Source organism: Anoxybacillus sp. UARK-01, from assembly GCF_002075365.1.
Lineage (GTDB): Bacteria > Bacillota > Bacilli > Bacillales > Anoxybacillaceae > Anoxybacteroides > Anoxybacteroides rupiense.
The window spans coordinates 79,853-104,876 of the sequence record NZ_NASY01000041.1 but is presented as its reverse complement, the minus strand read 5'-3'; the positions used below and the strand labels follow the sequence as shown (position 1 = coordinate 104,876).

The following is a 25,024-nucleotide window of genomic DNA, read 5'->3' as shown; positions in this document are numbered from 1 at the left end:
GCTATTTCTCCCCCTGCCTATATCCATGCGTAAACGTTCGATCATAGAGCTTTGAGCGGTACGAACGCTCAGCTATTGCCGAATCAAGCGCCCATCCTGCCAAGATCAGCGCGTGCTTGCGAATGCCGTTGGCACGCATATCTTCATCTAATGTTCCGACCGTTGAACGGACAATTTTTTGATCTGGCCATGTCGCTTTGTACACTACAACGATTGGCGTTTCCTCGCTCCATCCCGCCTCAAGCAGCGCTTTCGTTACCTTTTTCGTCAACGTGGCGCTTAAAAATAACGCTAGCGTACAATGATGTTTCGCTAATTCCTCCAGCTTTTCCTTCTCAGGAACAGGGGTGCGTCCTTCTGCGCGCGTTAAAATCACGGTCTGGGTTAAATCGGGAACGGTAAGTTCAGCATGAGCAGCAGCCGCTGCTGCAAATACAGAGCTGACACCAGGAACGATTTCAACGCCAATCGCTTCTTTTTTTAATTGAACCATTTGTTCAAGCGTTGCTCCATAGATCGACGGATCGCCGGTATGGAGGCGCACCACTTTTTTGCCGCTTTTGACGCGCTCCACCATCAGCTGAACGATCTGTTCTAAGTACATGCCTGCTGTGTGGAAGATTTCCGCTTCCGGTTTAGCTTGCTTAAGTAAGGCATCATTCACAAGCGAATCTGTATAAAAAATCGCATCCGCTTCTTGGAGCAGCTTTTGCCCTTTCACGGTAATCAGCTCTGGATCACCGGGTCCGGCACCGACAATATACAGCTTCATTTTTTCACCACCATTAACGTTAAGTATTCGAGCTCTACTCCTTCGAGCTGCTCAATATCCCAAATCACTTCTTCGTTTGATGTCACCTTTGTCACCACCGCGGCTTTTTGTACTAAATCAAGCTCCCGCAACAGCCGCAGCATCATAGGAATGACTTTGGCGACTTTAATAAATACGACACAATCGTGGGTTTCAATCGCTTTTTTCATCTCCTCATAATCATCGCGTGCTGGAATAATGGCGACATGCTCATCGCCATCAGCCAAAGGCAACTGCAAACGGGCGGCAGCCGCATTGACAGATGAGATGCCCGGGATCACTTCGATACGCACATCCGGATAGTTCGTTTGCATCGTTCTCATAAAATGAATAAATGTGCTATATAAAAATGGATCGCCTTCAGTGACAAACGCAACATTTTTTCCAGCAGCAAGATACTCCCACACAATCTGAACCATTTCCTTCCATTTTTCCTGTAAAACGGAGGAATCCTTTGTCATGGGAAACACGAGACCAAGCATTTCTTTTTCGCTTGGGGAAAAATAAGCTTCAATAATTTGCTGAGCATAGCTTTTACTGCCGCGCTGCTTTTTCGGATAGGCGATCACATCCGCTTCTTTTAAACAGCGAAACGCCTTGACTGTCAATAGCTCTGGATCTCCCGGGCCCACCCCGACACCGTACAGCATTCCGATCATTGTTCTTCTTCCTTCCTATAAGCAGAAATAATATAAATAGGGTTTAGAGCATCAAAGCGGGTCAGCTGCAAAATCGGTTTGCTTCTTGATAATTGCGCCAATGTGATATCAGCCTGAAATCCCCGCTGTTTTAGCCCTTCCGCCGCTTCGTGCAATGTTTCGATCGTCACCGCGTTGATCACGATACGTCCGTTTGGCTTAAGCCTCTCGCAGCAAACATCAAGCAGCCGGTCCATTTCCCCAGATGTACCGCCGATAAAAATCGCATCGGGATCGGGAAATTCATTGAGATGATCCGGCGCACGGCCGTGAACAAGGGTGAAATCCGTGCGGAATTTCCGCATATTCTGCTGGCAAATATCGATATCATATTCATTTTTTTCAATCGCAAATATCGCTCCCTCGCGTGCGATTTTCGCCGCTTCAATCGCTACAGAGCCCGTGCAGGTTCCGATATCCCAAACAACGCTCGTTTCCCGCAGCTGAAGGGCACTAACGCTTAAAATCCGAATCTCTTTTTTTGTAATTAGCCCTTTTTCTGGTTTGCGCTGCAAAAAGGCTTCATCATCGATTCCAAAAGGCCAAATAGGTCCGGCTTCTTTTTTTTGCAAAATAACAATATTTAAAGGATGAAATTCGGTTTGTGCCATCTCTTCCAATTCAAAAAAGCGGCACCGCTCCTCATCGCTGCCGAGATTTTCCCCTACAAATGCGCGATATTCTGTCATTCCATATGAAAGCAGGTAACTAGCAATCTCGTTCGGTGAATGCTCTGCATCCGTTAAAATCGCTACTTTATCGCGCCCGTCAATTCGTTGCGCCAGTCCTTTCATGCTTCGACCATGCACGCTGACAACATATGCATCCTGCCAGCTCTCTCCCATCTTCGCAAATGCCCACTGTAGCGAGCTGACAGATGGATACACTTCAATTGGAAGCTTGCGAGATAAGTAGCTACCGATCCCATAAAAAAGCGGATCGCCCGATGCTAAAATCACGGTGCGCTTTTCTTCCGTGCGCAGCCGTTCGACAAGAGCAGAGAGACCGTTTTTGATCACCAGCTTTTCCCCTCGATAATCGGAAAAAAACGATAAATGGCGTTCTCCCCCGACCAATCGTTCACTATTTTCGATCCATTGTGCATACAAGGACGGCAGACTTTGTTTTCCGTCTGCGCCAATACCGATCAGTTTAATCGGTTGCATCCGCTTGCACCGCCTTTCCTAAAAATTGTCCGCTCATCGTATAAAGAGAGGTTTCCACCACAAGACCGCCGCCAACTTCTCTTAAAGCAGAAGCGCAGCAATGCTCACATAGTTTTTCAAAAAATGACATGTGTGCTGCTTCATACATCAGATCGCCGACTTGTGAGGCGGTATTGGCTTCCTGAATGGAACGAACAAGTTCAGGAGAAGCCCCCGACGCTTGAGCAATCGATGCTAAGAAATGAAAATCAACAGGAGCGCTTTTTGAATGGACCATCATGACTCCTTGAGCAATTTTCGAAAACTTCCCCATCATTCCAACCATCGATACCGTTTTGATTCCTTGCCTTTTACATTGCTTAAGCGTAAATCCAACAAAATCCCCCATCTCAATAAACGCTTCCTCTGGCAGATGAGGATATTGCTTCATCGCATACTTTTCGCTTCTTCCTCCTGTCGTTATGACGACATGATGACAACCCGTCGCTTTGGCTACTTGAATCGCCCGAACAATACTTGCTCGATAAGCAGATGTTGAAAAAGGGACAACGATGCCGCGCGTTCCTAAAATAGAAATGCCACCGATAATGCCAAGCCGGGCATTTAACGTTTTTTTCGCGATTTCTTCTCCTTTTGGAACAGAAATCACGATACGTATGCCACCAACCCTTCCGTATTGCTGAAGGACATCTCGCGCGGCCTCGATAATCATTTTGCGCGGCACTGGATTGATAGCTGCCTCTCCGACAGAGACGGGCAACCCCGGCTTCGTTACCCGTCCTACCCCTTCTCCTCCATCTAGTTCAATTCGATGATCTTCCATCCAGGAAACGGTCGAAACAATTTCCGCTCCATGCGTAGCATCCGGATCATCTCCGCCATCCTTGATGACAGCGGCTGTTGCCCTATTGTCAACAATTTCGCACCGTTCCACTGCAAAAGTGACCCATCGCCCTACAGGCAAATAGATCGTCGTCTCCGTTTGCGGAATGCCCGTAATGAGAGCGGTCAGCGCTGCTTTGGTCGCCGCAGTGGCACAAGCGCCTGTCGTATATCCTTCACGCAATTTCGTTTCTCCCATCTTCTACCCTCACTCAGCTAAAATCGAAAGTGCATTCAGCGCCGCTACCGTGACTGTGCTGCCTCCTTTTCGTCCGATATTCGTAATAAACGGAACATCTAACTTTGCAAGCTCCTCTTTCGACTCGGCAGCCGATACGAATCCGACAGGCAAGCCAATCACTAATCCCGGCCGCGCTTCTCCTTCTTTAATGAGGCGAATCAGTTCAAGCAATGCCGTTGGTGCATTTCCAATCGCAAAAATGCCCCCATCGGCTTCTTTGACCGCTTTCCGCATAGCCACGATCGCTCTTGTCGTATTCAATCGCTTCGCTTCTTCTATCACATCAGGATCAGAAATGTAGACGTGCACACTTCCGCCATATTTTTCAATTCTTGCTTTATTCACGCCAACTTGCACCATTTGGACGTCAGCGACTACTTTTTTCCCTTCACGAATCGCTTGAATACCTGCGCTGATCGCATGTGGATGAAACAGCAGGCTTTTTCCCAATTCAAAATCAGCTGATGCATGAATGACACGTTGAACAATTGGATATTGCTGTTCCGTAAAAGGGTGCTCTCCCATCTCTTCATCAATGATTTGAAAACTGCGTTCTTCAATTTGCTGCGGTTGAATCGTCACAGGACGAAATTCTGTACGAAAGTCCATTGGCAAAACTCCTTTCATTTATAATCGTGGTAAGGATTCCTTCAGCGCAGCAAGGACGTCGGAAAATTCGGAATAGACCGTGCCATACTGAATCGATGGTCTGCGAATGACAATCGTTTCAATTCCCATTTCTTCAGCAGCGGAGATTTTTTCATCGACAAATCCCACTTTGCCGCTTTCCTTTGTAATCAAAAGTGTGACGCCAAAATGTTTAAAAAGCGCGAGATCTAATTCTTTCGTAAACGGTCCTTGCATCGCTACAATATTTTCTTGAGGAAATTGCAGCTTTTCGCACTTTTCCATATTATCCTTGCGCGGAAGCATGCGAGCAATCACACGCACATCCGGCAAACCAAGCAGCTTGTCCGCAAAGATAGGCAGCGTTTTGCTCCCAGTCGTCAGCATAATAACCCCTTTTTTTATTGCCGCTAAATGAGCGGCTTCCTCATAGGTATCAACGAATGTGACGCGTTCATACGCCACCGGAACAGATTTTCGTTCATAACGAATATAGGGAACGTTAGCATCCTGAGCCGCTTTTATTGCATTTTTCGAAGCTTCTTCAGCAAATGGATGACTGGCATCAACAATGGCTTGAGCTTCTTTTGTATAAACGAGCTCCGTCAATTGAGCGGATGTTAAACGGCCGAGGTGAACTGAAATCCCTGCGCTTTCCAATTGCTCGGCTGCGTGCTCTGTGACGACAGTCGCCATCACACGATAGCCCGCTTGCTGAATTTCAAGCGCCAATTCCCGCGCATCGCTTGTACCTGCTAAAACAATAATCATAGCATCTCTCCTTAATGATGATGGTGGTGGTGATGGTGATCGGCCATATGCAAGCGATATTGGCATAAATCGCAATTCATCTTCACCGTTTGTCCAAGGGCTTCCTCTAAGCGATCAAGCACAATCGTTTGCAGCTTTGGGTGAAACCCGAAATACCCAGCTAAAGCAAACTGTATTTGCGGATAACGACCGCTAAACTCGGAAACTTTGGCTTCAAGCCTTTTGATAAGAACGCCGGTAAATAGAAAATACGGCAAAATAACAACCTTTTTCGCACCAAGTTTTATACAGCGTTCCACCCCTTCCTCTAAAAGCGGAGCTGTGACCCCCATAAACGCCGGCTCAACGAGCGAGTAGTTCGTTCGTTCCCAAAACAGCCGTGCGATTTTATATAAATCGCTATTGGCATCAGGATCGCTGCCCCCACGTCCAAGCAGCAAAATAGCGGTATCAGGATCAGGAGCTTCCACATTTTCACCAATTTCTTGCAATCTTTCTTTTAAAATAGTAAATGTTTGCTCATGAATGCCAATCGGTCTACCATATATAAAGGTGACATGCGGATATTGCTGTTTCGCTTCATCGATTGCAGCTGGAACATGTAGCTTGGAGTGGCCAGCCGCAAGCAAAATAATCGGAATGACGATCACTTCATCTGCTCCTTCTTCAACACAGCGTTTCATTCCTTCCAACATCGTCGGCAAGCCAAACTCTAAAAAACATGTTTCAATATGATAGCGAGCATCCACTTGCGGACGCAAACGCTCCACAAATTGGATGACTTGTTCGTTCCCTTCCGGATCCCGGCTTCCGTGTCCTACAAATAAAATCGCCTTCACTCTTTTTCCCCCTATTCTCCACACGCCGAAACTTCGATTTTTTGATTGGTGCGAGGTTCTTGGTAAACAAAACCTCCTGCTTTTTTTACTCTTTGGAAAAATTTATGGAATCTTTCATTAGGATGCCCGTGTTCCTTATATTCTTGAATAATTTGTATGACGACAGGAACGATTTGCTCAGGCGGTATCCCCTCTGCCACAAGCTGCCCAGGATAGGCATTTCTCCCAATCGTTTTTCCACCTAAAAATAAATCAAACGCGCCTTTGCGGTAGACAATGCCTATATCTTCTCTTACCGCTCCGTAGCACGCCATTCCACAGCCGTTAATTCCCAGCTTTAGCTCTTTTGGCAGCGCCATTCCTCCCAGCTTTTCGTGCAGCTGTTCAGCGTATGGAATCCCCTCTTTTTTCTCACCATCGCAAAAATCGCATGCTTTAACGGTTAATACGTTGCCAATCGGCATGACAACAAGACCTGCTTCCTTCAATTTTCGAACCATGTCATCAGGACGGTCTGTCAACATTTCCAGCTTTAAATAATGATCCGGTGTATACATCATCTTGCCACGGTTCCCGACCATTTCAGCAATCAGCAGCATTTGCTGTGGCGTAAAGGCCTTATTCGCGACTCCCGGACTTACTGCCAGTTCAAAAATCTCCTCGATTGCTCTCGCTTGTTCGTATTGACGAATGGCCACTTTTTGCAGGGCTTCTTCCGCTGTTTTGCGCACTCTCTCTGTTTCTTCTGTTTGATCGAGCGCCCACGGCTCGGCCTCCTTGCGCAGCCGTTCGTGCGGTTTTAGCCGCTGCTCCAGCTTATCCAAGCTATATTTCCGCTGGTATCCGCGCGGCGTAATCATCAGCCCATCATGCACAAATGTCGATGAATTGCCAATAATGACAGTCGTTAGCATACCTATATCATGTTCCAGCATATGTTCTAGATCTGTCATAACCACATTCTGCCGGGGGCGGTATGCGCTTTTCACCAGACCAACAGGGGTTTGTGGAGAACGGTAGCGCAGCAAAATGCGCTGAGCTTCGACAATTTGCCTCGTTCTCCTTCCGCTTTTTGGGTTATAAAGAGCAATGACAAAATCGGCCATCGCCGCTGCTTCAATCCGTTTCTCAATCACCGCCCACGGCGTCAAGTGATCGCTTAAGCTAATGGTACAAGCATCGTGCATAATAGGGGCCCCTAATAGCGCTGCACATGAATGGATGGCAGAAACTCCGGGAATGATTTCGACTTCTATTCCGCTTTCTTTTGTCCATCCCTTCTCAATTAATACCTCATATACAAGTCCCGCCATGCCATACACTCCTGCATCGCCGCTTGAAATAACCGCTACTTTCTTGCCCTTTTCCGCCCATTTCACCGCTTCCTGCGCTCGGCCCACCTCTTCTGTCATACCTGTGCTGATAATCGGCTTTTCTCCTATTAAATCCGCCACAAGCTCGATGTAAGTCTTATAGCCAATCACAATATCACTTTCTTCAATCGCTTGTCGTGCCCGTTTCGTCATGTGGTCGGCACTGCCCGGCCCAAATCCGATGACCAATAATTTTCCTTGCATTGTTTCACCTCTTTCTTTATGATTCAACCTTCTCCTTTAGCCATGAAGGTTTAACAAGACGACGGCCGAGATCATGTCAACAAAAGGCCAGATAGCAACGCTTCCAAAGTTCATCAATGTTTGAAAGCGGCTTGCGGCTCAAGAATTCGGCCATCAAAACTATAAAATGATGCCTCTATCACTCTAGAAGGCTGGGAACCTAGCAAACTGGCTAACCGTTTATGATTTAGTCTGATTTAAAGCATTTAAGAATCTTAAAAAAGCGCGTTCGCGTACCATTCTGCTTTTTCGCCTAATCGTTGCTTCAGCTCGCAAATATCGCGAGGGATTTTTGCGTCTTCGGGAAAAAGGGCGTTCCAAACGGAAGCAAGCAGCGGAATGCCGAGACGGTATTCTTGCAGTATGCTCGGCCGTGCAAACAGCTCTTGCGGTTCCCCGTGCATCACAATTTGCCCATCATGCATCACAAAGACGATGTCAGCCCATTTCAAAACAAAGTCAAAATCGTGAGTCGCAATGAATACCGTTGTTCCTGCTTGATGAATATCATTGATTTTTTCTACCAATCGCTCTGTTTGTAAGAGATCCAAATAGGCTGTCGGTTCATCTAACACTAGCAAATGCGGCCTCATGGCCATCACCGAAGCAAGAGTCAGCCATTTTTTTTGGCCGAGACTTAAATGGTGGACAGGCTTGTCCATCCATGATTGCAGGCCAAATTCACGAACCGTTCTGGCGATTTCCTGATTGATTTCTGCTTCATGTAGCCCCAGCTGATGCAAACCAAAGGCTAATTCATCTCTCACAACAGGAGCCAAAAGCTGATGTTCTGGATTTTGAAAAACAATGCCTACCTCTCGGCGCCATTGTTGAATCGTTTGGCGCCGGTCAGCCATTTTTTGCTCTTTCCAATAGATGCATCCGCGATTGGGGCGCAACAGCCCGTTCATATGCAAAAATAACGTCGTTTTCCCACAGCCATTATGGCCAATAAGCGCATATTTTTTCCCTCTGAAAATCTGAAGAGACACTCCCTTCAGCACTTCTTGGCCATGAGGATATTGGTAATACACCTCTTCTAATCTCAACATCTTTTTTTCCTCTCGATCATCTCATCCATATGAGTACCCCCATTCCGGCAATCGCCTCTACAATATAGCGCTTGCTCCATACACCACCCGTTTCGTTTTGAATATAGACAAGCTCATCGGAAAACCCGCGCGCCCGTAATGCGAGCAATAAAGCATGGTAAGCGCCCCATACTTTTTGCCAAAGCTGAAAAATAAGCATGGCGCCATGCCGCCAATGACTGCCGCCGTTGCGTGCTTTCATCGCCGTATACAATTCCTCCGCCGCCTGCTCAAACACAAAGATAAATCGATACATAAAAAATAGTAATTCAATCATAACGGATGGTATTTTCAGTTTTTTTAATACATAGAGCAACTCTGGAAACGGCGTTGTTACTAAAAGGAAAAATAAGCACGACCATGCTGCAATGGAGCGCAGCGATACATCGATTGCTGCCGGAATATTTCCTCGATTCACGGATATGTGCCATGAATCAAGGGAAATAAGCAAAATCGGCCAGCTAATTAAAAGGAAAAGGATGACCATTCCCAACGTTTTTACATATACTTTCCAAGAAACACCTGCATACCCAATCGTCCATATGGCTAGCCAGAAAATAATAAAAAGATGCGTTCCTCTGCTTCCTACCATAGTGTTCAAAAGCAAGAGAAAAGAGAATAAAGTCTTTTGTTCAGGCCGCAGACGGCGCAGACGATTATGATAGGCAATCATGTCAAAATGCCGAATCATTCCGCTTCATCTCTTCGACCGGCTCGACCTTTATAAACGCCGATAATATAGCCAATCACCCCGGCGCCAAGCGCGGCTTGCAAAGAAAATAACAATGTTTCCACTTCCCCACCCGGCGGTGAAAAGATCGTCTCAAACCAAGGCTTATAATCCGGGACGATCGTTTGAATCGCTTTTTCCGCTTGATCATCTGTACCGCCAAAATCCGAATTGCGAACCAATAGCAAGGGAGCGACAGCTAATACAAAAGCAAGAACAATAAGCAAGAGATTTCGCTTCATCTGCTAGGCTCCTTTCTGAAGTTGATTCAGCTCTCGACTGCTGTAAGTAGATAAAAAGTTCCACACAACAACAGTCAGCAGCCCTTCGGTGATCGCGAGCGGTATTTGCGTAATCGCAAAAATTCCGGCAAATTTAAGAAATGAAGCTGCTACTCCTCCTGTTGTGTCGGGAAAAGCAAGCGCCAATTGCCATGATGTAACTACATATGTGGCCAAGTCAGAAAGAAAAGCGGCTAAAAAAATGACAAATCGCTGCGAAATGTTATACCTTTTTCCTAAACGATACACCCCGTATGCTACTAGCGGACCGCATACCGCCATTGACATCGCGTTCGCTCCTAATGTCGTCAATCCCCCATGCGCCAGTAGTAACGCTTGGAATAAAAGAACGATGCTCCCCATCACCGTCATCGTTAGCGGACCAAATAAGACGGCCCCGAGCCCGACTCCAGTCGGATGGGAGCTGCTGCCTGTCACCGATGGGATTTTTAATGCCGAAAGTACAAAGGTAAAAGCTCCTGAAAGCGCAATCAACAATTTTAATTCAGGATGGCGCTTTGTGATCTTCATCAGCGCTCGCACTCCGGCGATGAAAAACGGCAGAAAAACAATCCACCAAAATAGCGCCCATTTCACCGGCAAAAATCCTTCCATAATATGCATAGCATAGGCTGGTGTACCGCTATTGACAGTAAAATAAACAACAAGGCCACATAGCAGCAGCAGAAACTTCCATTGCTTCATACCCTCTCCTCCTTGATGCTAGCTTTTTTAGTAATGCCAACCGCAGCTGTTGGATGGCACATCGATAATCCATCTTCTCCATACTGATAGGTGACGATATCTTTTAAAGGATCACCATCTTTTAAATGTGTTTGGACAAGCTCTCTTCCTTTATCCGGCGTCACCCCCTTGTACCAAACTCCTTGCGGATACACGATTACTACGCACGCATCATTACAGCGGCCATTGCAGCGCGTTCTCGTTGTGTGTACAGTGCTGTCCAATTCCAGCCGCGCAATTTCATCACGAATGGCGATTGTCACCTCCTCTCCGCCTTTTCGCATGCAGCTGCCGCCGTTACAGATCAATACGTGATGCTTTACTCCAGTTAAATTCCACGTTGTCACACCGATCCTCTCCTTTTTGATGAAATAAAAAAGCACCTCTATCGATAGAGGTGCAGAAAAATGCATACGGCCAATCACAAATGCATATGTATACCATTCCCCCGCACGTCTACCTATAATCCCGTAGGTATCCGGCCGAGCAAATAAGGCAGGTCTCCTGACTTAGAATCATCGCTTCATTGCGCCTTCCCGAAGTTTCCTTCAGTGACATGATGCAATGAAGCTCCTCATCACAGTGGCGGGTACCGTGACGGCTTTTCACCGTACTTCCCTTTTAAGCCTGTCCCAATAGAGAAAGGCACCTTACTTGCTTTAGCAAACGATTCAATGATTCAGTTGTTCCTCCACAATGATATGATGAATTTTCGAAAAAAGTCAACCATTTTTATTTTTCGAACAGTTTTGTTTTAGCGACAACAACTCCATCGCTATCAACATACACATGCGCGCCCGGCTCCCAATGTACGCCCCCGAATTCAAGAACGTGATCACGCGCCCCTTTCCCTTCTTTTTTGCTTTTGACAGGGCATGTCCCAAGAGCGATTACGCCAAGCGGCATTTGCGCAATTTCAGCTGAATCGCGAATGCAACCATGGACAATCACGCCTGCAAGTCCTCGTTCACAAGCGATTTGTGCCAGACGATCTCCGAGCAATGCACAATTTCGCGAACCTTTTCCATCAACAACTAACACCGTGCCTGCCGGAATGGTTTCTAGCGCTTCGCGAACGAGCACATTGTCCTCGAATACCTCAACAGTGGCAATCGGTCCGGAAAACTCTGTTTTTCCGCCATAAGAATGCAACGGTAATTGGCACACTTGCAGCTCCGACAAAAATTGATCACATAAATCTGCTGTCTTCATTTAATTTCCCTTCCCCCATTTTTCTTTGTCTATTAAATCCTTTTGACATTTTGAAAAAAAATCCTGCAAAATCCGTCAAAAAAAAAAACAGAGGAACGGTGAAATAAGAAGAACTAATATGGTTTCCCGCAAGTGTGGATGATCATTTTACTAAAAATATGGAATGATTGAGCTAGACACAAGCTTTTCTGCCATATGCATGCCCAGTCGGCAAGTCATTTGCTTGCCGACTACGGTAGAAAAGCTGGGAATCAAGTAATGCCAATGATTTTTATTGGATCATCAGCACACCGGATTGTTTACATAAAATTATTATCGTAACACATTCTAGTCGAGCCTCTGCAGGCAGTCCCTATATAAGCAGGTTTCGACAGCACGCTTTGGCGTGACCGAGACAAGTCAGCGGCCTATCCTCTAACCGTGGTTCTCCATTTTATACAGCACGAGAAATAAAACAAGTAATCCACCACCAGCGATTAGGTCAACAGCTAAAACCGTCCGGATTTATAAATTAAATATAACAGCCATAAAAACATCAAAGAGGCGATACCAAACCCAATCTCAATTGCTGGAATTTTCCAAAGTAAAGTCGATTGCCTACCTAAAGAAGAGCCAATAATAATCCCTGCCATAATAATGCTGAAAGACAGCAGCACAATACTGAAGGATAAGCGATTACTAATTTGATCTAATTTTTTTAAAAAAAGCGGCCATTCAGGAATATCCATTTTCAAATGCAGCTTTCCTTGTTTAATAAATGCCGTTAACTCCTTCATGTTCTTAGGGAAGTCCAGCAACATTTCTCCATAATTGAACACGCGCTTCCACACTTCTTCGGTTAGATGTTTAGGATGCAAGCGCTCCTTTAATAGCTGGCGTCCAAATGGTTCAGCAATATTGAGAATGTTCAGCTCCGGATCTAACTGCTCTGCTACGCCTTCCACTGTTAGCAACGTCTTTCCCAGAAGGGTTAAATCCTTCGGAATGCGAATAGAGTGTTGAAAGGCAACATGAAACAAATCATGAAGCGCCTCGCCAAGACTGATTTGGCTGAGCGGAACATTGTAGTACTTCTCTCTTAATTGTTCGATATCCTCATGCAATCGCGATACATCGACATGCTCAGGAACAAGCCCCATTTGATACAGCGATTTAACGATCCCATCTGTATTATGACGCATTAAAGCAATCACTAACGAAGAAAAGTGATATTTCATATCTGGCGTCAGACGCCCGATCATCCCAAAATCAATAAAAGCGATCACCTCCCCCGGCAATACGAATAGATTGCCGGGATGAGGATCTCCATGGAAAAACCCTTCTCTTAAAATTTGCTGCAAAATTGCCTTGGTTAGACGTTCGGCCAAATGTTTCAAGTCATATCCGCTTTCCTTCAGCCGCTCCAACTCGTTAAGTTTGATTCCTTCCACATATTCCATCGTTAGCACTTTTTTGCTTGAATACTCCCAAAATACTTTTGGAACATAAATGCTAGGATCTTGTTTAAATTGCTGAAAAATTTTATCAGCGTTCCTCGCTTCAATCGTATAATCAAGCTCGGCCCGAAGAGATTGCGAGAATTCTTCAACCATATCGCCGATTTGATATTGCGCAGCCCATGAAAGGCGGCGCTCAGCGAGAATCGCTAAATCTTGCAGAATTTCTAAATCCGTTTCAATCATATGGGCGATATTCGGGCGCTGAATTTTAACAGCGACTTGTTCTCCTGAATGCAAGATGGCTCGATGAACTTGTCCAATCGAAGCGGCCGCAATCGGAACCGCCTCGAACTGTTGAAACAATCGATCCACATCACTTCCTAATTCCTCTTGAACTGTTCGTGCGACTTCGGCAAATGAAAAAGAAGAAACTTGATCTTGCAGCTTTTCCAATTCCCGAATAATAGGGCCAGGAATTAAATCCGGACGCGTGCTCGCAATCTGCCCCAGCTTCACGAAAGTTGGACCCAACTCCTGTAAAACGAGCCTGATTCGTTCTCCAATTGTTTTTTCATTCTTTTCCTGCGCATCGAAAAATAATCTTTGTGGAAGAGAAAGAAACTGGGAAAACCCGATTTCCTCCGCTACGATCCCAAAGCCATGGCGAATCAAAGCGACAGCGATCTCCCGATAACGACTTACATGACGCATCCTTTTTCCGGCCATTGGTCTGTCTCCTTTTGCAGCTCCAAAATCTTTTTATTTACTCGTTTTTCTGCTCCAAGCGTTGAATTCGTTCTTCTAATTGGCGAATATCCTCTTTTGTAGCTAAATCAAGTTTATCAAGCATTTGTTTTAGCTGCTCACGCACAGCGCGTTGAAACTCCGCTTTCCCTTCTTCCTTTTGCCGAATCCATTGATCAATTACATCTTTTGACTCTTCTAAAGATAATTCTCCTCTTTTCACTAGCTCATCCACCAATTTCTCTGCTTGCTCTTTGCTGACAGACGCCAAACCAAGCCCAAACGCCAACATTTTTCTAATCATATCCATTCTTATCCTTCCTCCTTCATTATGTGTTTTTTACATCTTTTGCATTTCGTGTTTGTTAGCTTCAATGTACCTTTGAATTTCGCTCCTGTCAAACATCTGTGCCTTCTGTTCCACCATAAAATGACGTTGCTTTGAATCCATCATGCCCTTTAGCAATAGAAAAGTTCCGCCAAACGGGCTATAAACATCGAATAAATCATCTGATTGAAGGAGTCGGCGGCTCGGTTCGTCCTTGTCACGCAAAGGCATGACGCTCTTACACCAATAAGAGGGAGGAAACAAAAAGCGATATATGATCGGCTGCCCAAAGCCGTTGTTTTTTTCCTTTGCCCAGTACCCAGCATTGTCTTTTTTCTTAAAATCGCTTATAATTCGTCGAAATAGGGAGGAGGAAACGCTTTGTTTCAAGTCGTTGAATATAAACGAAATGATATGATGATTTCCACTAATCGTGCCCTCATTCAAATGGACCGCGTATGCGAGTTTCTGGCTCAGTCCTATTGGGCCAATCAAAGGGAACGAACAACGATTATCCAATCGATTGAACATTCGCTATGCTTTTCTCTTTTTCACGGCCAGACACAGATTGGATTTGCACGCGTGGTTACTGACGGAGCGACATTCGCCTATTTATGCGATGTTTTTATTGATGAAGCCTATCGCGGCAGAGAGCTTGGCAAGTGGCTGGTAGAATGTGTCCTGCAGCACCCGGATCTTCTCAATATCCGCCGCTTTTTATTAGTGACAAAGGATGCGCATGGTCTTTACCAGCCGTTCGGATTTGAAGTGCTGCATGAGCCAGATCAGTTTATGGAAATCTTTCGCCATTGCTAATGGTTGCTGCTTAAGTTTGCTTTCTACCCGGCACGTGCTCAGCTATGCCGGGTAGAAAAAGAGCAAGCATTTTTTAATATTTTGCAATGAGCCTCCCCCACCTACAATCCGTTAAAGAGACGGGAGACTTCTTGGTGGATAATGTTAAAACAAAAAAGTAATTCTTTTTTCCTGCTCATTCCACACTAAATGGGCATTAAATGTTTTATCCCCTTTTTTAAATCCTTTGATTAAATCTGTCTTTCCGTGCTGCAGAAGCTTTTTTACATTCGTTTGTGAAATCTTTTTACCGAGAATCACCTTTGAGATCGTAAATGAGCATTTTGTTTTCGCATAATGCGCGCAGCCATAAAACTCTCCTTTATCAATGACTGTTCCGCCGCAATACTTGCATTGGCCGATCGGTTTGCCAAGCGTTGCTTTCGATGTTGTACGCTGAATAGAAGCGGTATCGAATCCTGAGAAATTCCAATCCTTCGCCATCGCTGTTGCATCTTCTATGATTTTTATCGACAGCTTTTTTACTTGTTCCATAAATAGGGAAGCAGAGGCTTTTCCTTCGCCAATCTCGCTTAAACGCTGCTCCCATTTTGCGGTCATTTCCGGCGAGGCTAAAATCTTATCCCCAATCGCTTCAATTAAAATTTTTGCTTTGTCAGTAGCATATACTTGATTTTTTTTCACTTCGATATACTTTCGGTTTTTCAACATCGTAATAATGCCAGCCCGTGTCGCTTCCGTACCGAGACCTTCCGTTTTAGCAAGCACTTTTTCCAATTCTTCGTTTTCTAAAAATTTCCCCGCTGTTTTCATCAACGTAATCAATTGACCTTCTGTATACCGCTTTGGCGGCTGCGTTTTGCCTTCTTTCACATCGACTTTTTCCACTTTTCCCTGTTCTCCTTCCGCAAGCGGCGGAAGAGCGGCTACATTCTCTTCGTCATGCTGAAAGAAAACTTTCCGCCATCCTTCCTGAATTTGCTGCTTTCCTTTTGATATGAAAACCGCCCGCCCATCAACAAGCGTCGTCACTGTCGTATAATCAAAAATGGCTTCAGGATAATGGGCAGCAAGCAATCTCCGGACAACTAGATCATAAATATTTCGCTCCTCTTTCGATAACGTTTCAGGATTCACCACCTGCTCGGTTGGAATGATCGCATAATGGTCTGTCACCTTTTTTTCGTTTACATAACGTTTATTATGTAAAATACTTGTGTTTGGAAGCGGAAAGAAGGATTGATACGCTGCAAATTGGTTTAATTTTTGCAAAATTTCCGGAAACGCTTCCGCTTCTCCTCTTGTTACATATTGTGAATCAGAACGGGGATACGAAACGATTCCTCTTTGATATAACTTTTGTAAAATATCAAGCGTTTTTTGCGGAGAGAATTGATAAAGTTTGTTAGCCGTTGCTTGCAGCGACGATAAATTAAATAAAAGCGGCGGCTGAAACTTTTTCCGTTCCGTCTTGATTTCTTTGACTTCCGCTTGTTTATCTTGGCAAAATGCGGCAATTTTATTGGCCAGCTCTTGGTCCTTTAAACGAGAATCCTGCTGTTGCATCCATTTGCCCTCATAATGTTTGCCGTTCATAACAAATGAAGCAACAACCTCCCAAAACGGCTCTGGTTTAAAGCTTTCGATTTCTTTTTCACGCTTGACAATTAAAGCGAGAGTGGGGGTTTGCACCCTTCCAGCTGAAAAAACATCATTCATTCCTTTTTGTTTAAGTAAAATGCTGTAAATGCGAGACGCGTTCATGCCGACAAGCCAATCGGCACAAGCGCGCGCATATGCCTCTTCAAATAGCGGCCATGTTTCTTTTTCATCAAGCAGCCGGCGAAACCCTTCATCAATCGCTTTTGGAGTTAACGAAGAAATCCAAAGACGTTTCATCGGCTTTTTCACACCGCTCATGTAAATGATATTGCGGATGATCAGCTCTCCTTCCCGCCCGGCATCTCCCGCGTGAATAATTTCCATAACCTCCGGTTTTCGCAAGAGCTCCTTCACTATTTGAAACTGCTTCGCCTTGGATTTTTCCACTTCATAGCGAAATTGCTCGGGAATGATCGGCAGCGTTTCCAGCTTCCACTGCTTCCACTCCGGCCGATACCGTTCAGGCGGAGCCAGCTGGAGCAAATGGCCGACTGCCCATGTCATATAAGCCCCCTTTGGAAACAACTCGTTTGGTAAAATTTCAAGATAGCCCTGGCGTTTTTTAGTCTGAAAAATCGAGGCCAACGCGATTCCTTGATCTGGTTTTTCCGCGATAATCACTTTCATAGCTTCTTTCTCCTTTAACCGATAAACGACATTTTTCTATATTAATCAACTTTAAAGATGAACCGAAGGATATCCCAAAAATATCCAGTCGAAAAAGTCCCATCACGAACATGACCGTTGAAAAACAGGCCAAACTCCTGCATGCAAAGGTAAACATGCCAAGTTCCATCCATCTCTATCGAGTAAGTTCGCTATTTTTGCACATACTACTATATGGAACCTACAGGAAAGGGAGTGGCAAAAATGAAGCGAATGCTTCTCATCATGCTCACGCTGTGGATGATTATCATTCCGCTCCATCATACACAAGCAGCAAGCAACGCTCAACGTTATACTTGGAATCTCGCCGATATTTATCCATCTGAAGACGATTTCAACAAAGATTACGAAAAAGCAGCCAAAAACATCCCGTTATTATCATCCTATCAAGGAAAGCTTCATAACGAAAGCAATGTGGCCAAACTGTTCGCTCTGCAGGAAAAAACAGCGCGCACGCTTGAAAAACTCTCTCTTTATGCACATATGAAGCAAGATTTAAATATTGAAGACAAAACAGCAGCCAGTTTAAAGGCGAAGCTAGAGGTGCTTTTTTCTCGTTATCAAGCCGCTACTTCATTTATCGAACCAGAAATTTTATCGCTTCCTAAAAGCAAGCTGAATGATTTTCAAACAAGCAAACAACTAAAAGGATACCGCCGCTATTTTCAAGAGCTGCTGGAGCAAAAAAAGCATACGTTGTCAAAAAAGGAAGAACAACTGCTCGCTAAGCTCTCTCCAATCACAAGCGATGCCGAAAATATTTACAATAACGCTTCACGAGGCGATTATACTCCTCCCGTTATGAAAACGGCGGATGGCCAAACGGTGCAGCTTACAGAAGGCAATTATTTAAAAGCGCTTGAGCACCCTGACCGGGCCTATCGCCAACAGGCGTTCCAAACATTTTTTAAAAGCTATGAGTCCATCAAAAATACCGCAGCAGCAACATTATATGCTTCCGTTAAGGCGGATGAGCTATATGCCAAAGCACGCCGGTACAAATCAGGCCTTGATGCGGCTCTATCGGCCGATGATGTACCGGAACAAGTGTTCACGAATCTGATCTCAGGAGTCAACCAGCATTTATCGTCGCTGCACCGCTATGTGGAGCTGCGAAAAAACATATTGAAAACAGATCAAATTCATAGCTATGATATGTACGTTCCGCTCGTCTCACAAACAGTGGCCAACCAAATGAGGTTTCCGATTGACAAAGCACAGGCGCTTATACTCGAAGGCTTAAAACCGCTCGGCAAAGAATATATAAAGCAAGTGAAATATGCCTTTGACCATCGTTGGCTTGATGTCTATCCCCGCCCTAAAAAATATACAGGCGGATATAACACGGGAGCCTATGATACCCATCCGTTTATTTTATTAAATTATGACCATTCACTAGACCAAACATTGACGATCGCTCATGAGATCGGCCACGCTATGAACTCTGTCTATACAAACCAAACACAACCTTACCGCTATTCAGGGCAATCCATCTTTACGGCAGAAGTGGCTTCGACAGCTAACGAGTGGCTGATGATGGATTATTTCATCAAACAGGCAAAAAACGATGAAGAAAAGTTATATTTACTCAATCAACAAATTGATCAAATTCGCGGTACCTTATATACACAAGTGATGTATTCTGAATTTGAAAAAACGATTCATGATCAGGTGCGGCAGGGCGGCAGCCTAACCGCTGAAGATTTGAATGCGCTTTGGCTTCGTTTGTTGAAAAAATACCACGGCCCTGCTTATGCGGCAGATCCTGAAGCCGGTCTTGGATGGTTGCGCATTCCTCATTTCTATGACGCCTTTTACGTATATAAATATGCAACATCGATTGCCGCATCGTTTGAGCTCGTCAAACAAATGAAGAAAGACCAAACAGGAGAAGCGACAAAGCGCTACTTAACATTTTTAAGCTCCGGAACATCGGATGATCCAATTTCTTTATTAAAAAAAGCCGGAGTGGATATGACTTCTCCGCAACCGTTAAATAGTCTTTTCGCTTACTTCGATTCGCTCGTCAATGAAATGGAACACATTTTGCGAAAACAAGGCAAGATATAGCAAAAACAGACCGCTTCCATACGAATGGAAGCGGTCTGTTCATTACGATGCCTGCTCGTTTGACATTCTTGCTGATTTCAGCTGCATGCGAAAAATCAACGATTGAATAATCGAAAAACAACCGCCGACTACCCAATATAATGATAAAGCGGATGGAACAGAGTTCGCCCCTATAAAAATCATGATCGGCATAATATAGGACATGATGGCCATTTGTGACATTTGCTGCTCCGACATCGTTGGTGACAATTTCATGGAGATGAATGTTGTGAGAGCAGCTAAAATCGGCAAAATCAAATATGGGTCGCGATGCCCGAGCTGTACCCATAAAAATGAATGAAGTGTAATTTCCTGCGTCCGTCGAATCGCATAATACAGTGCCATAAAAATCGGCATTTGAATTAATGCTGGCAGGCAGCCATTCATCGGATTCACTCCGTGCTTTTGATATAGCTGCATCATTTCCTGCTGAAGCTTTTGTTGTGTTTGCATATCTTTGCTTTTATACTTTTCCTGCAATTTTTGGATCTCCGGTCGAAGCTTTTGCATCGCTAACGATGTTCGGAACTGCTTCAGCATGAGCGGAAGCAAACAAAACCGCACCATCAACGTAACAGCAATGATCGCCGGGCCATAGTTTCCACCAAACAAATCTCCCAATACCAAAAGCAGCTTGGACATCGGATAAACAAAATAATGATCCCAAATTCCTTGGCTATGCTCATTAATCGGAGCATTGCGATTGCAGCCACTTAACACTCCGACAATCACGAATAACATCAACAGCCATTTTTTCTTCATCATTTAGCCTCCTTGCTTATTCTCTTTTTAGCGAAAAGCAAGGAGACTCCTTCCATCCTCATCGGAAACAGGCGATCGTTCCCTGACTGGAATCTTTCGCTGCCTCCATATAAACAAACGATACAGCGGCAGCCGTATCCATTGATTATCCTGCTGCCGGCTGTGTACCTCCACATCATAAAACTCAAGCTGATGGAGAAACAGCCTATTTTTCCGATATTGAGTCATGTAGCATTTCATCGCTACAAACAAAGCGCTCACTAACGATAAATAGGGCAGCAGATCAAAGGGTGTTTCCATTTCCCCTACCTCATTTCTTTCAGCGTCCTACCTAACATAAACATAACAGATTTGTTTAAGAAAAAAAAGCGAGATGTTCGCCCCCTCACCATATTTGCTGAAAAAACGACCGCAGCGATCGCAGCCATTCATGAAACAGCTGATACTGGCTGGCTATGTAGATCAGCAACGAAAAGGAACCATAAAAGAGGACCGTTTCCAAGCGGCTCCCTGTCCGGTATAACGGAATTTTGTATCGTTTATCCTGCAAAGGCCAGAACAGCGGCACTCCCTGAACCGATAAAAAATCCTCTAAAATGTGAAGCAAATAACCTAATACGAGCCCGCTTGCAAAAACCGACGGCGATTCAAGCATAATAATAAGAGCGAGTACAGCCCAAACAAAAAGCGAGTGAGTCATTCCGCGATGGCCGAACGCCTGCTTCACTTTTTGCGCAGCTCCTAATGACCGGCGGCCGACATATGATTTCGGTTCATCAATATCCGGCAGCAAGCTCCCCGCTATAATCCCGGCCGTATAGCTAATCGTAAACGGCAAAGAGGTTTGTGAAGCGATTGCCGCTCCAATGCACAACGATGTCACCACATGAGTATGATACCGCAATCAACCATCACCTACAAACACGTTTTCATTGATGATACCACAAAAAAGAATATTTGTTCGTCTCCTCACATTCTAATACGAAAAGCGCCTAATCGCAATAGATGGCAAGAAAATTGGTGAAAAACTTTAGCCATTATCCTAGGTAAATCCCTCTCACCATGATTACTCCTCATACGTGTTTAAACCGGCTTGCTGATTGCCTGTTCATTTTTTCTCATCCACTCTATTTCATTTCCTCGCTTTTTAAAAAAGAAGGCATTTTATTTTTTTAGCACATATATTATGTATATAAGGGAGGGGTGCTATGTTTCCAAACTACAAAGAATTTTATCCTACCTCGGCTATTCCAATGGGGGAAAATGACCGCACCGCTTTTATACAAAATCTTTCTGAAAACAACAAAACGTTGTTTTCCGCAACCCATTGGGTCATCGCCTTAGAAGGCTCGCCAACGGACCACGCTAGCGAGCTGTATTATTGGACCGTCAAAGTATACCCATCAAACAATGAAAACATATTTTACTACGAATATCCTCATCTCGCCTCACTGCCGCTTTACTCATTTCATGATGCCGAACTGCTTGCTAAAGAAATTGAGCTGCAAATCAAAGCCGACGAGTTATTTACAGAAAAAGAGCCTTTATTAAGATTTATATAGTGTTTAGTTTTTTTCTCTTTTTACATCGCTTTGTGAAAAAGCATACAAAACTTTCTTGTTATTTTCGCCATTCTTAATTAGCACTAAAGTGTTTGGCAAGAGTAATGATCATCGCTCCCATACGCTCCAGCTCTGGAGCAACGATGCGATCAACCCCTTCCTCAGAAAGCGCCTCAGCCGTTACTTTCCCAACGGCACAAGCGACCACATCCCTAGCAAAAGCCCGACGCAGCTGCTCAAGGTCTTTCTTTTCCTTAGCAAAAGAAAAGAAAAAACGCACTTGCATCGCTGTCGTAAAACAAACAGCATCAACCTGCTGGTTCGTCACTTCTTCATATAGCTGCTCAAGAACCGCTTCATCCGGTGCAATATGCTGATAAGGCAACAATTCCGTATAAATGGCGCCCGATTCCAGGAGAAATTGCCTTAATGACGGAGCAGTATCTCCGTATAGTTGGACAACCACACGTTTTTGAGCAAATGAAAATGATTGTAGCGAGCGAATTAATCCTTTCGTCGTTCCGTCATCGCTTTCCGCAATAGGAGCGATTCCGATTCGTTTCAGGGCGGCTGCCGTTTTATAGCCGCGAATAGCAACATTCGCTTGCCGAATCGTCTCCAGCCACTTTTCTTTCATTCCTCCTCGCTCAGCTGCTTCTAATAATGCATCTACTCCAATCCCCGTTGTAAAGACCATCCAACTTGGGCGGCTTGCAATCACCTCTTCGATTTCGTGAACAAGCTCTTCTTTTTTAGCAAATACCGTTCCTTGAGCAGGTCGCACAAGCGGAATGCCTCCTTGCTTTTCAATCAACGTTGCCATTTCTTCCAGCTTTCTTGATGCACATAAAGCGACTCGTTTTCCCTTCAATTTTTGCTTCCCCTTCCTTGCAATGATGTTTATTTGCTAGACAAAATCAACATGAACCTTGCCCTATCATTCTTGTAAACTATCTTATGTCGATTTCTTCAGCCGCAAATGGCTTAAGAGCGCAGCCATGCGAGGTCCATAATGCAGAATACAAAACATTGGTCAACAGTCTCTAAAACGTTTAGAGCTTGATTGACTTGTATATCCATGTAAAAACCAACGGTCAGAGTCGGGGGCATCATCTGCTCACATGAAAATAGATGTTAAAGCAGTAACCGTACGTTATGCTCACCTAGCACCGCGGATCCTAATTTAAACAACCATAGACCAAACAACGGCTCGCTTGCTAGCCAAAGGAAACACAGGTTTCAGATTTGTTTCATTTTTCATACACATAGTATATAACAAAAGGAAAAGCGTTGGCCACCTATCCATATAAAACCTCTAAAAGCGACAAAGAGCGGTCACAGACCGCCCTTTTTTTACAGCATATACATATGTATCAGCTTGCGCCGATCAAACGAACCGTAAATACGTGTTGGCTTGATGGAGATAATATCGTCAAAAGCAATATTCATCAACCGCATTTCTCTGTTGTATACAAATAATTTTTGCGCATCTTGATATAGCTTTACCGGCAAAAATGTTGCTTCTCCATGACGCATCTTGATTTTGACAGGCTGTTTTTGCTGAATCCATTGGATAAGTTGGTTATACTGATCCCCTGTCATAAAACTCCCCCTTTTTCTTTCCATTCCAATAAAATTATATAGAAGAAAATATTGAACAATAAACCAAAAAAAATCAACAAATTTTTGAGCAGTTAAACGAACCTTGTCATTTATGCATCAATGTGTTGAAAAAGCAGGATTTATGTCAAAATAACTCTAATGATTCCCCCTTAACATTTGACAGTTTTTTTGTTTACAATGAAATAGACTAGTACATGCTGTCGAAATGCGAAAGAAGGTGCTTTTATGCTTAATATTTTGAAGGATTTTTTGTTGAATTTATTTTTCATTTTAGCTCCCATTTTCGCCGTTCCGTTATGGCTAGAGGAACGAAAGGTGCCAAAACTGCTTAAAAATCATGTGCTAACCGTTTCGTTTGCTTTAACGACCTTTCTTTGCATGACTTTTCCAATCAGCACCGACACAGAGCGCGATTACAATCTGCACCAAATTCCTCTTTGGCTCGGAAGTTTATATAAAGGACCGCTTGTTGGCTTCATTCTTTGTTTGCTTGCAATTGGATATCACATACTTTTAGGAAAAGAACAATGGATGATTACCGTCATGCCATCCTTTTTTGTGATGTTCGTTAGCATGCTGCTGTCAAAATATTTTTTATCATTGTCTGTTAAGCAGCGTATCTTGCTCACCTTTGTTTTATCCACCTTTTCCGGGATGTTGACCGTCCTATTGGATCAAATGGCGTTCTCATCGCTGCCGTTTTGGTCTTCGTATTTGATTATTCAACCCATTAGCATGGCAACAGCCTGTTATTTAAAAGAAATGCTTTATAAAAACAACTCATTGCGCAAACAAATTATTCGAGCAGAAAAAATGGAAGTCGTTAGCCACTTAGCCGCTTCCATTTCTCATGAGGTGCGCAATCCGCTCACTGCCGCCCGAGGTTTTATGCAGTTGCTTGAGCAGAGCCATTTGCCACCGGAAAAACGAAAGCAGTACATCCAAATTGCCATCGAAGAATTAGATCGGGCGGAGTCGATTATTACGGATTATTTGACATTTGCTAAACCGGCCCCAGAATATGTAGAAAAGCTCAATGTCAAAACAGAAATTGAACGAGTCATTGATTTGCTGCGTCCGCTTGCCAACATGAACAGTGTGGATATTCAAGCATCGTTAATCCCCTTCCATGTAAAAGGAGAACGAGAAAAATTCCAGCAATGTTTATTGAATATTATGAAAAACTCCATTGAAGCAATGCAAAATGGCGGAACACTTGATATTTATGTATCTATTGAGCATGAGCAAATTTTAATCCGCGTGAGTGATACAGGAATCGGCATGACAAAAGAACAAATCGACCGGCTTGGTGAACCTTATTTTACGACGAAAGGCACAAAAGGAACAGGACTTGGCATGATGGTCGTTTATCGCATCGTTGAATCGATGGACGGAACCATTCATATTACAAGCGAAGTTAACAAAGGGACAACCGTATGTATCTATTTCCCATTAGCGCAATCAAGACAAAAGCAGACGGCCAGCGACCAAGAAAATGCTCTAGTCATTTAACCTTTTCCTTCATATACATAATATGAACCGCTCCAGCCTATGCGCTGTCAAGATGAGAGATTTCTCGGCAAATATGTTAAAATAAGAAAGAA

26 protein-coding genes and 1 riboswitch are annotated in these 25,024 nt (G+C 44.2%); of the genes, 4 read left to right on the top strand and 22 right to left on the bottom strand.

The features are described from left to right. Position 1 precedes the first annotated feature (1 nt). From cobM to B6A27_RS09180, 16 genes are all read right to left on the bottom strand, one after another. A complete protein-coding gene (cobM, locus tag B6A27_RS09255; protein WP_066149202.1) occupies positions 2 to 772 on the bottom strand; it encodes a precorrin-4 C(11)-methyltransferase in 771 nt (256 codons plus the stop codon). Beyond that, positions 769 to 1,470 carry a precorrin-2 C(20)-methyltransferase gene (cobI, locus tag B6A27_RS09250; RefSeq protein WP_080861849.1) on the bottom strand — a complete coding sequence of 234 codons (702 nt, stop codon included), beginning with the start codon at positions 1,468 to 1,470 and terminating at the stop codon, positions 769 to 771. The genes cobM and cobI overlap by 4 nt, the downstream gene beginning before the upstream one ends. After that, positions 1,467 to 2,675 (bottom strand): bifunctional cobalt-precorrin-7 (C(5))-methyltransferase/cobalt-precorrin-6B (C(15))-methyltransferase, encoded by a 1,209-nt coding sequence (locus B6A27_RS09245; RefSeq protein ID WP_066149198.1) that lies wholly within the window; start codon positions 2,673 to 2,675, stop codon positions 1,467 to 1,469. Before B6A27_RS09245 ends, cobI begins: the two co-directional genes overlap by 4 nt. Further along, a complete protein-coding gene (locus B6A27_RS09240) occupies positions 2,662 to 3,756 on the bottom strand; it encodes a cobalt-precorrin-5B (C(1))-methyltransferase (RefSeq protein ID WP_080861846.1) in 1,095 nt (364 codons plus the stop codon). The genes B6A27_RS09245 and B6A27_RS09240 overlap by 14 nt, the downstream gene beginning before the upstream one ends. A gap of 9 nt (positions 3,757 to 3,765) precedes the next feature. Then, positions 3,766 to 4,407 (bottom strand): precorrin-8X methylmutase, encoded by a 642-nt coding sequence (locus B6A27_RS09235; protein WP_080861843.1) that lies wholly within the window; start codon positions 4,405 to 4,407, stop codon positions 3,766 to 3,768. Between the two features lie 18 nt (positions 4,408 to 4,425). After that, positions 4,426 to 5,196 carry a precorrin-6A reductase gene (cobK, locus tag B6A27_RS09230; RefSeq protein WP_080861840.1) on the bottom strand — a complete coding sequence of 257 codons (771 nt, stop codon included), beginning with the start codon at positions 5,194 to 5,196 and terminating at the stop codon, positions 4,426 to 4,428. 11 nt (positions 5,197 to 5,207) lie between these two features. Then, positions 5,208 to 6,035: a sirohydrochlorin chelatase gene (locus B6A27_RS09225; protein WP_080861838.1), complete on the bottom strand. Its 828-nt coding sequence runs from the start codon at positions 6,033 to 6,035 to the stop codon at positions 5,208 to 5,210. Positions 6,036 to 6,046: 11 nt separating this feature from the next. Next, on the bottom strand, positions 6,047 to 7,612 hold the full coding sequence (cobJ, locus tag B6A27_RS09220; RefSeq protein ID WP_080861835.1) for a precorrin-3B C(17)-methyltransferase: 1,566 nt from the start codon (positions 7,610 to 7,612) through the stop codon (positions 6,047 to 6,049). Between the two features lie 254 nt (positions 7,613 to 7,866). Further along, positions 7,867 to 8,703 carry an energy-coupling factor ABC transporter ATP-binding protein gene (locus tag B6A27_RS09215; RefSeq protein ID WP_080861833.1) on the bottom strand — a complete coding sequence of 279 codons (837 nt, stop codon included), beginning with the start codon at positions 8,701 to 8,703 and terminating at the stop codon, positions 7,867 to 7,869. Positions 8,704 to 8,719: 16 nt separating this feature from the next. Beyond that, on the bottom strand, positions 8,720 to 9,433 hold the full coding sequence (gene cbiQ / locus B6A27_RS09210; RefSeq protein WP_080861830.1) for a cobalt ECF transporter T component CbiQ: 714 nt from the start codon (positions 9,431 to 9,433) through the stop codon (positions 8,720 to 8,722). Continuing rightward, complete coding sequence (locus B6A27_RS09205) at positions 9,430 to 9,714, bottom strand: energy-coupling factor ABC transporter substrate-binding protein (RefSeq protein ID WP_066149180.1); 285 nt, start codon at positions 9,712 to 9,714, stop codon at positions 9,430 to 9,432. Before B6A27_RS09205 ends, cbiQ begins: the two co-directional genes overlap by 4 nt. A 3-nt stretch (positions 9,715 to 9,717) precedes the next feature. Beyond that, positions 9,718 to 10,458 carry an energy-coupling factor ABC transporter permease gene (locus tag B6A27_RS09200; RefSeq protein WP_080861827.1) on the bottom strand — a complete coding sequence of 247 codons (741 nt, stop codon included), beginning with the start codon at positions 10,456 to 10,458 and terminating at the stop codon, positions 9,718 to 9,720. Next, a complete protein-coding gene (locus B6A27_RS09195) occupies positions 10,455 to 10,844 on the bottom strand; it encodes a (2Fe-2S) ferredoxin domain-containing protein (protein ID WP_044743442.1) in 390 nt (129 codons plus the stop codon). The genes B6A27_RS09200 and B6A27_RS09195 overlap by 4 nt, the downstream gene beginning before the upstream one ends. A 130-nt stretch (positions 10,845 to 10,974) precedes the next feature. Further along, positions 10,975 to 11,165: riboswitch (cobalamin riboswitch) on the bottom strand. Positions 11,166 to 11,229: 64 nt separating this feature from the next. Further along, positions 11,230 to 11,709, bottom strand: coding sequence for a ribonuclease E activity regulator RraA (gene rraA / locus B6A27_RS09190; protein WP_080861824.1), 480 nt, complete (start codon positions 11,707 to 11,709; stop codon positions 11,230 to 11,232). A 488-nt stretch (positions 11,710 to 12,197) separates the two neighbouring features. Then, entirely contained in the window at positions 12,198 to 13,874 is a 1,677-nt protein-coding gene (ubiB, locus tag B6A27_RS09185) for a 2-polyprenylphenol 6-hydroxylase (RefSeq protein ID WP_080861821.1), read from the bottom strand. Positions 13,875 to 13,911: 37 nt separating this feature from the next. Beyond that, positions 13,912 to 14,202 carry a phasin family protein gene (locus B6A27_RS09180; protein WP_044743439.1) on the bottom strand — a complete coding sequence of 97 codons (291 nt, stop codon included), beginning with the start codon at positions 14,200 to 14,202 and terminating at the stop codon, positions 13,912 to 13,914. Between the two features lie 399 nt (positions 14,203 to 14,601). Here B6A27_RS09180 and B6A27_RS09170 point away from each other — a divergent pair, with 399 nt between their 5' ends. Beyond that, positions 14,602 to 15,036, top strand: a complete 435-nt coding sequence (locus B6A27_RS09170) for a GNAT family N-acetyltransferase (RefSeq protein WP_080861815.1) — start codon at positions 14,602 to 14,604, stop codon at positions 15,034 to 15,036. A gap of 144 nt (positions 15,037 to 15,180) precedes the next feature. Here B6A27_RS09170 and B6A27_RS09165 read toward each other — a convergent pair whose 3' ends face one another. After that, positions 15,181 to 17,325 (bottom strand): DNA topoisomerase III, encoded by a 2,145-nt coding sequence (locus B6A27_RS09165; RefSeq protein WP_080861813.1) that lies wholly within the window; start codon positions 17,323 to 17,325, stop codon positions 15,181 to 15,183. Between the two features lie 243 nt (positions 17,326 to 17,568). On the opposite strand from B6A27_RS09165, the gene pepF reads away from it, so the two are divergent. Continuing rightward, positions 17,569 to 19,434 carry an oligoendopeptidase F gene (pepF, locus tag B6A27_RS09160; RefSeq protein WP_080861810.1) on the top strand — a complete coding sequence of 622 codons (1,866 nt, stop codon included), beginning with the start codon at positions 17,569 to 17,571 and terminating at the stop codon, positions 19,432 to 19,434. A gap of 42 nt (positions 19,435 to 19,476) precedes the next feature. Here pepF and yidC read toward each other — a convergent pair whose 3' ends face one another. The 3 genes from yidC to B6A27_RS09145 form a co-directional block, all read right to left on the bottom strand. Next, positions 19,477 to 20,235: a membrane protein insertase YidC gene (gene yidC / locus B6A27_RS09155; RefSeq protein ID WP_080861807.1), complete on the bottom strand. Its 759-nt coding sequence runs from the start codon at positions 20,233 to 20,235 to the stop codon at positions 19,477 to 19,479. A 27-nt stretch (positions 20,236 to 20,262) separates the two neighbouring features. Next, positions 20,263 to 20,535 (bottom strand): hypothetical protein, encoded by a 273-nt coding sequence (locus B6A27_RS09150; protein WP_066149164.1) that lies wholly within the window; start codon positions 20,533 to 20,535, stop codon positions 20,263 to 20,265. Between the two features lie 85 nt (positions 20,536 to 20,620). Then, positions 20,621 to 21,139 (bottom strand): metal-dependent hydrolase, encoded by a 519-nt coding sequence (locus tag B6A27_RS09145; RefSeq protein ID WP_066149162.1) that lies wholly within the window; start codon positions 21,137 to 21,139, stop codon positions 20,621 to 20,623. A gap of 304 nt (positions 21,140 to 21,443) precedes the next feature. On the opposite strand from B6A27_RS09145, the gene B6A27_RS09140 reads away from it, so the two are divergent. Then, positions 21,444 to 21,797, top strand: coding sequence for a hypothetical protein (locus tag B6A27_RS09140; RefSeq protein WP_080861804.1), 354 nt, complete (start codon positions 21,444 to 21,446; stop codon positions 21,795 to 21,797). Between the two features lie 73 nt (positions 21,798 to 21,870). Here the strand turns inward: B6A27_RS09140 and B6A27_RS09135 are convergent, their stop codons facing one another. Both B6A27_RS09135 and B6A27_RS09130 read right to left on the bottom strand, forming a co-directional pair. Further along, positions 21,871 to 22,668: a uroporphyrinogen-III synthase gene (locus tag B6A27_RS09135; protein WP_080861801.1), complete on the bottom strand. Its 798-nt coding sequence runs from the start codon at positions 22,666 to 22,668 to the stop codon at positions 21,871 to 21,873. Between the two features lie 482 nt (positions 22,669 to 23,150). Continuing rightward, positions 23,151 to 23,399 (bottom strand): hypothetical protein, encoded by a 249-nt coding sequence (locus B6A27_RS09130; RefSeq protein ID WP_044743430.1) that lies wholly within the window; start codon positions 23,397 to 23,399, stop codon positions 23,151 to 23,153. 246 nt (positions 23,400 to 23,645) lie between these two features. Between B6A27_RS09130 and B6A27_RS09125 the strand changes: the two genes are divergently transcribed. Beyond that, positions 23,646 to 24,932 (top strand): ATP-binding protein, encoded by a 1,287-nt coding sequence (locus tag B6A27_RS09125; protein ID WP_066149156.1) that lies wholly within the window; start codon positions 23,646 to 23,648, stop codon positions 24,930 to 24,932. Positions 24,933 to 25,024: the final 92 nt, after the last annotated feature.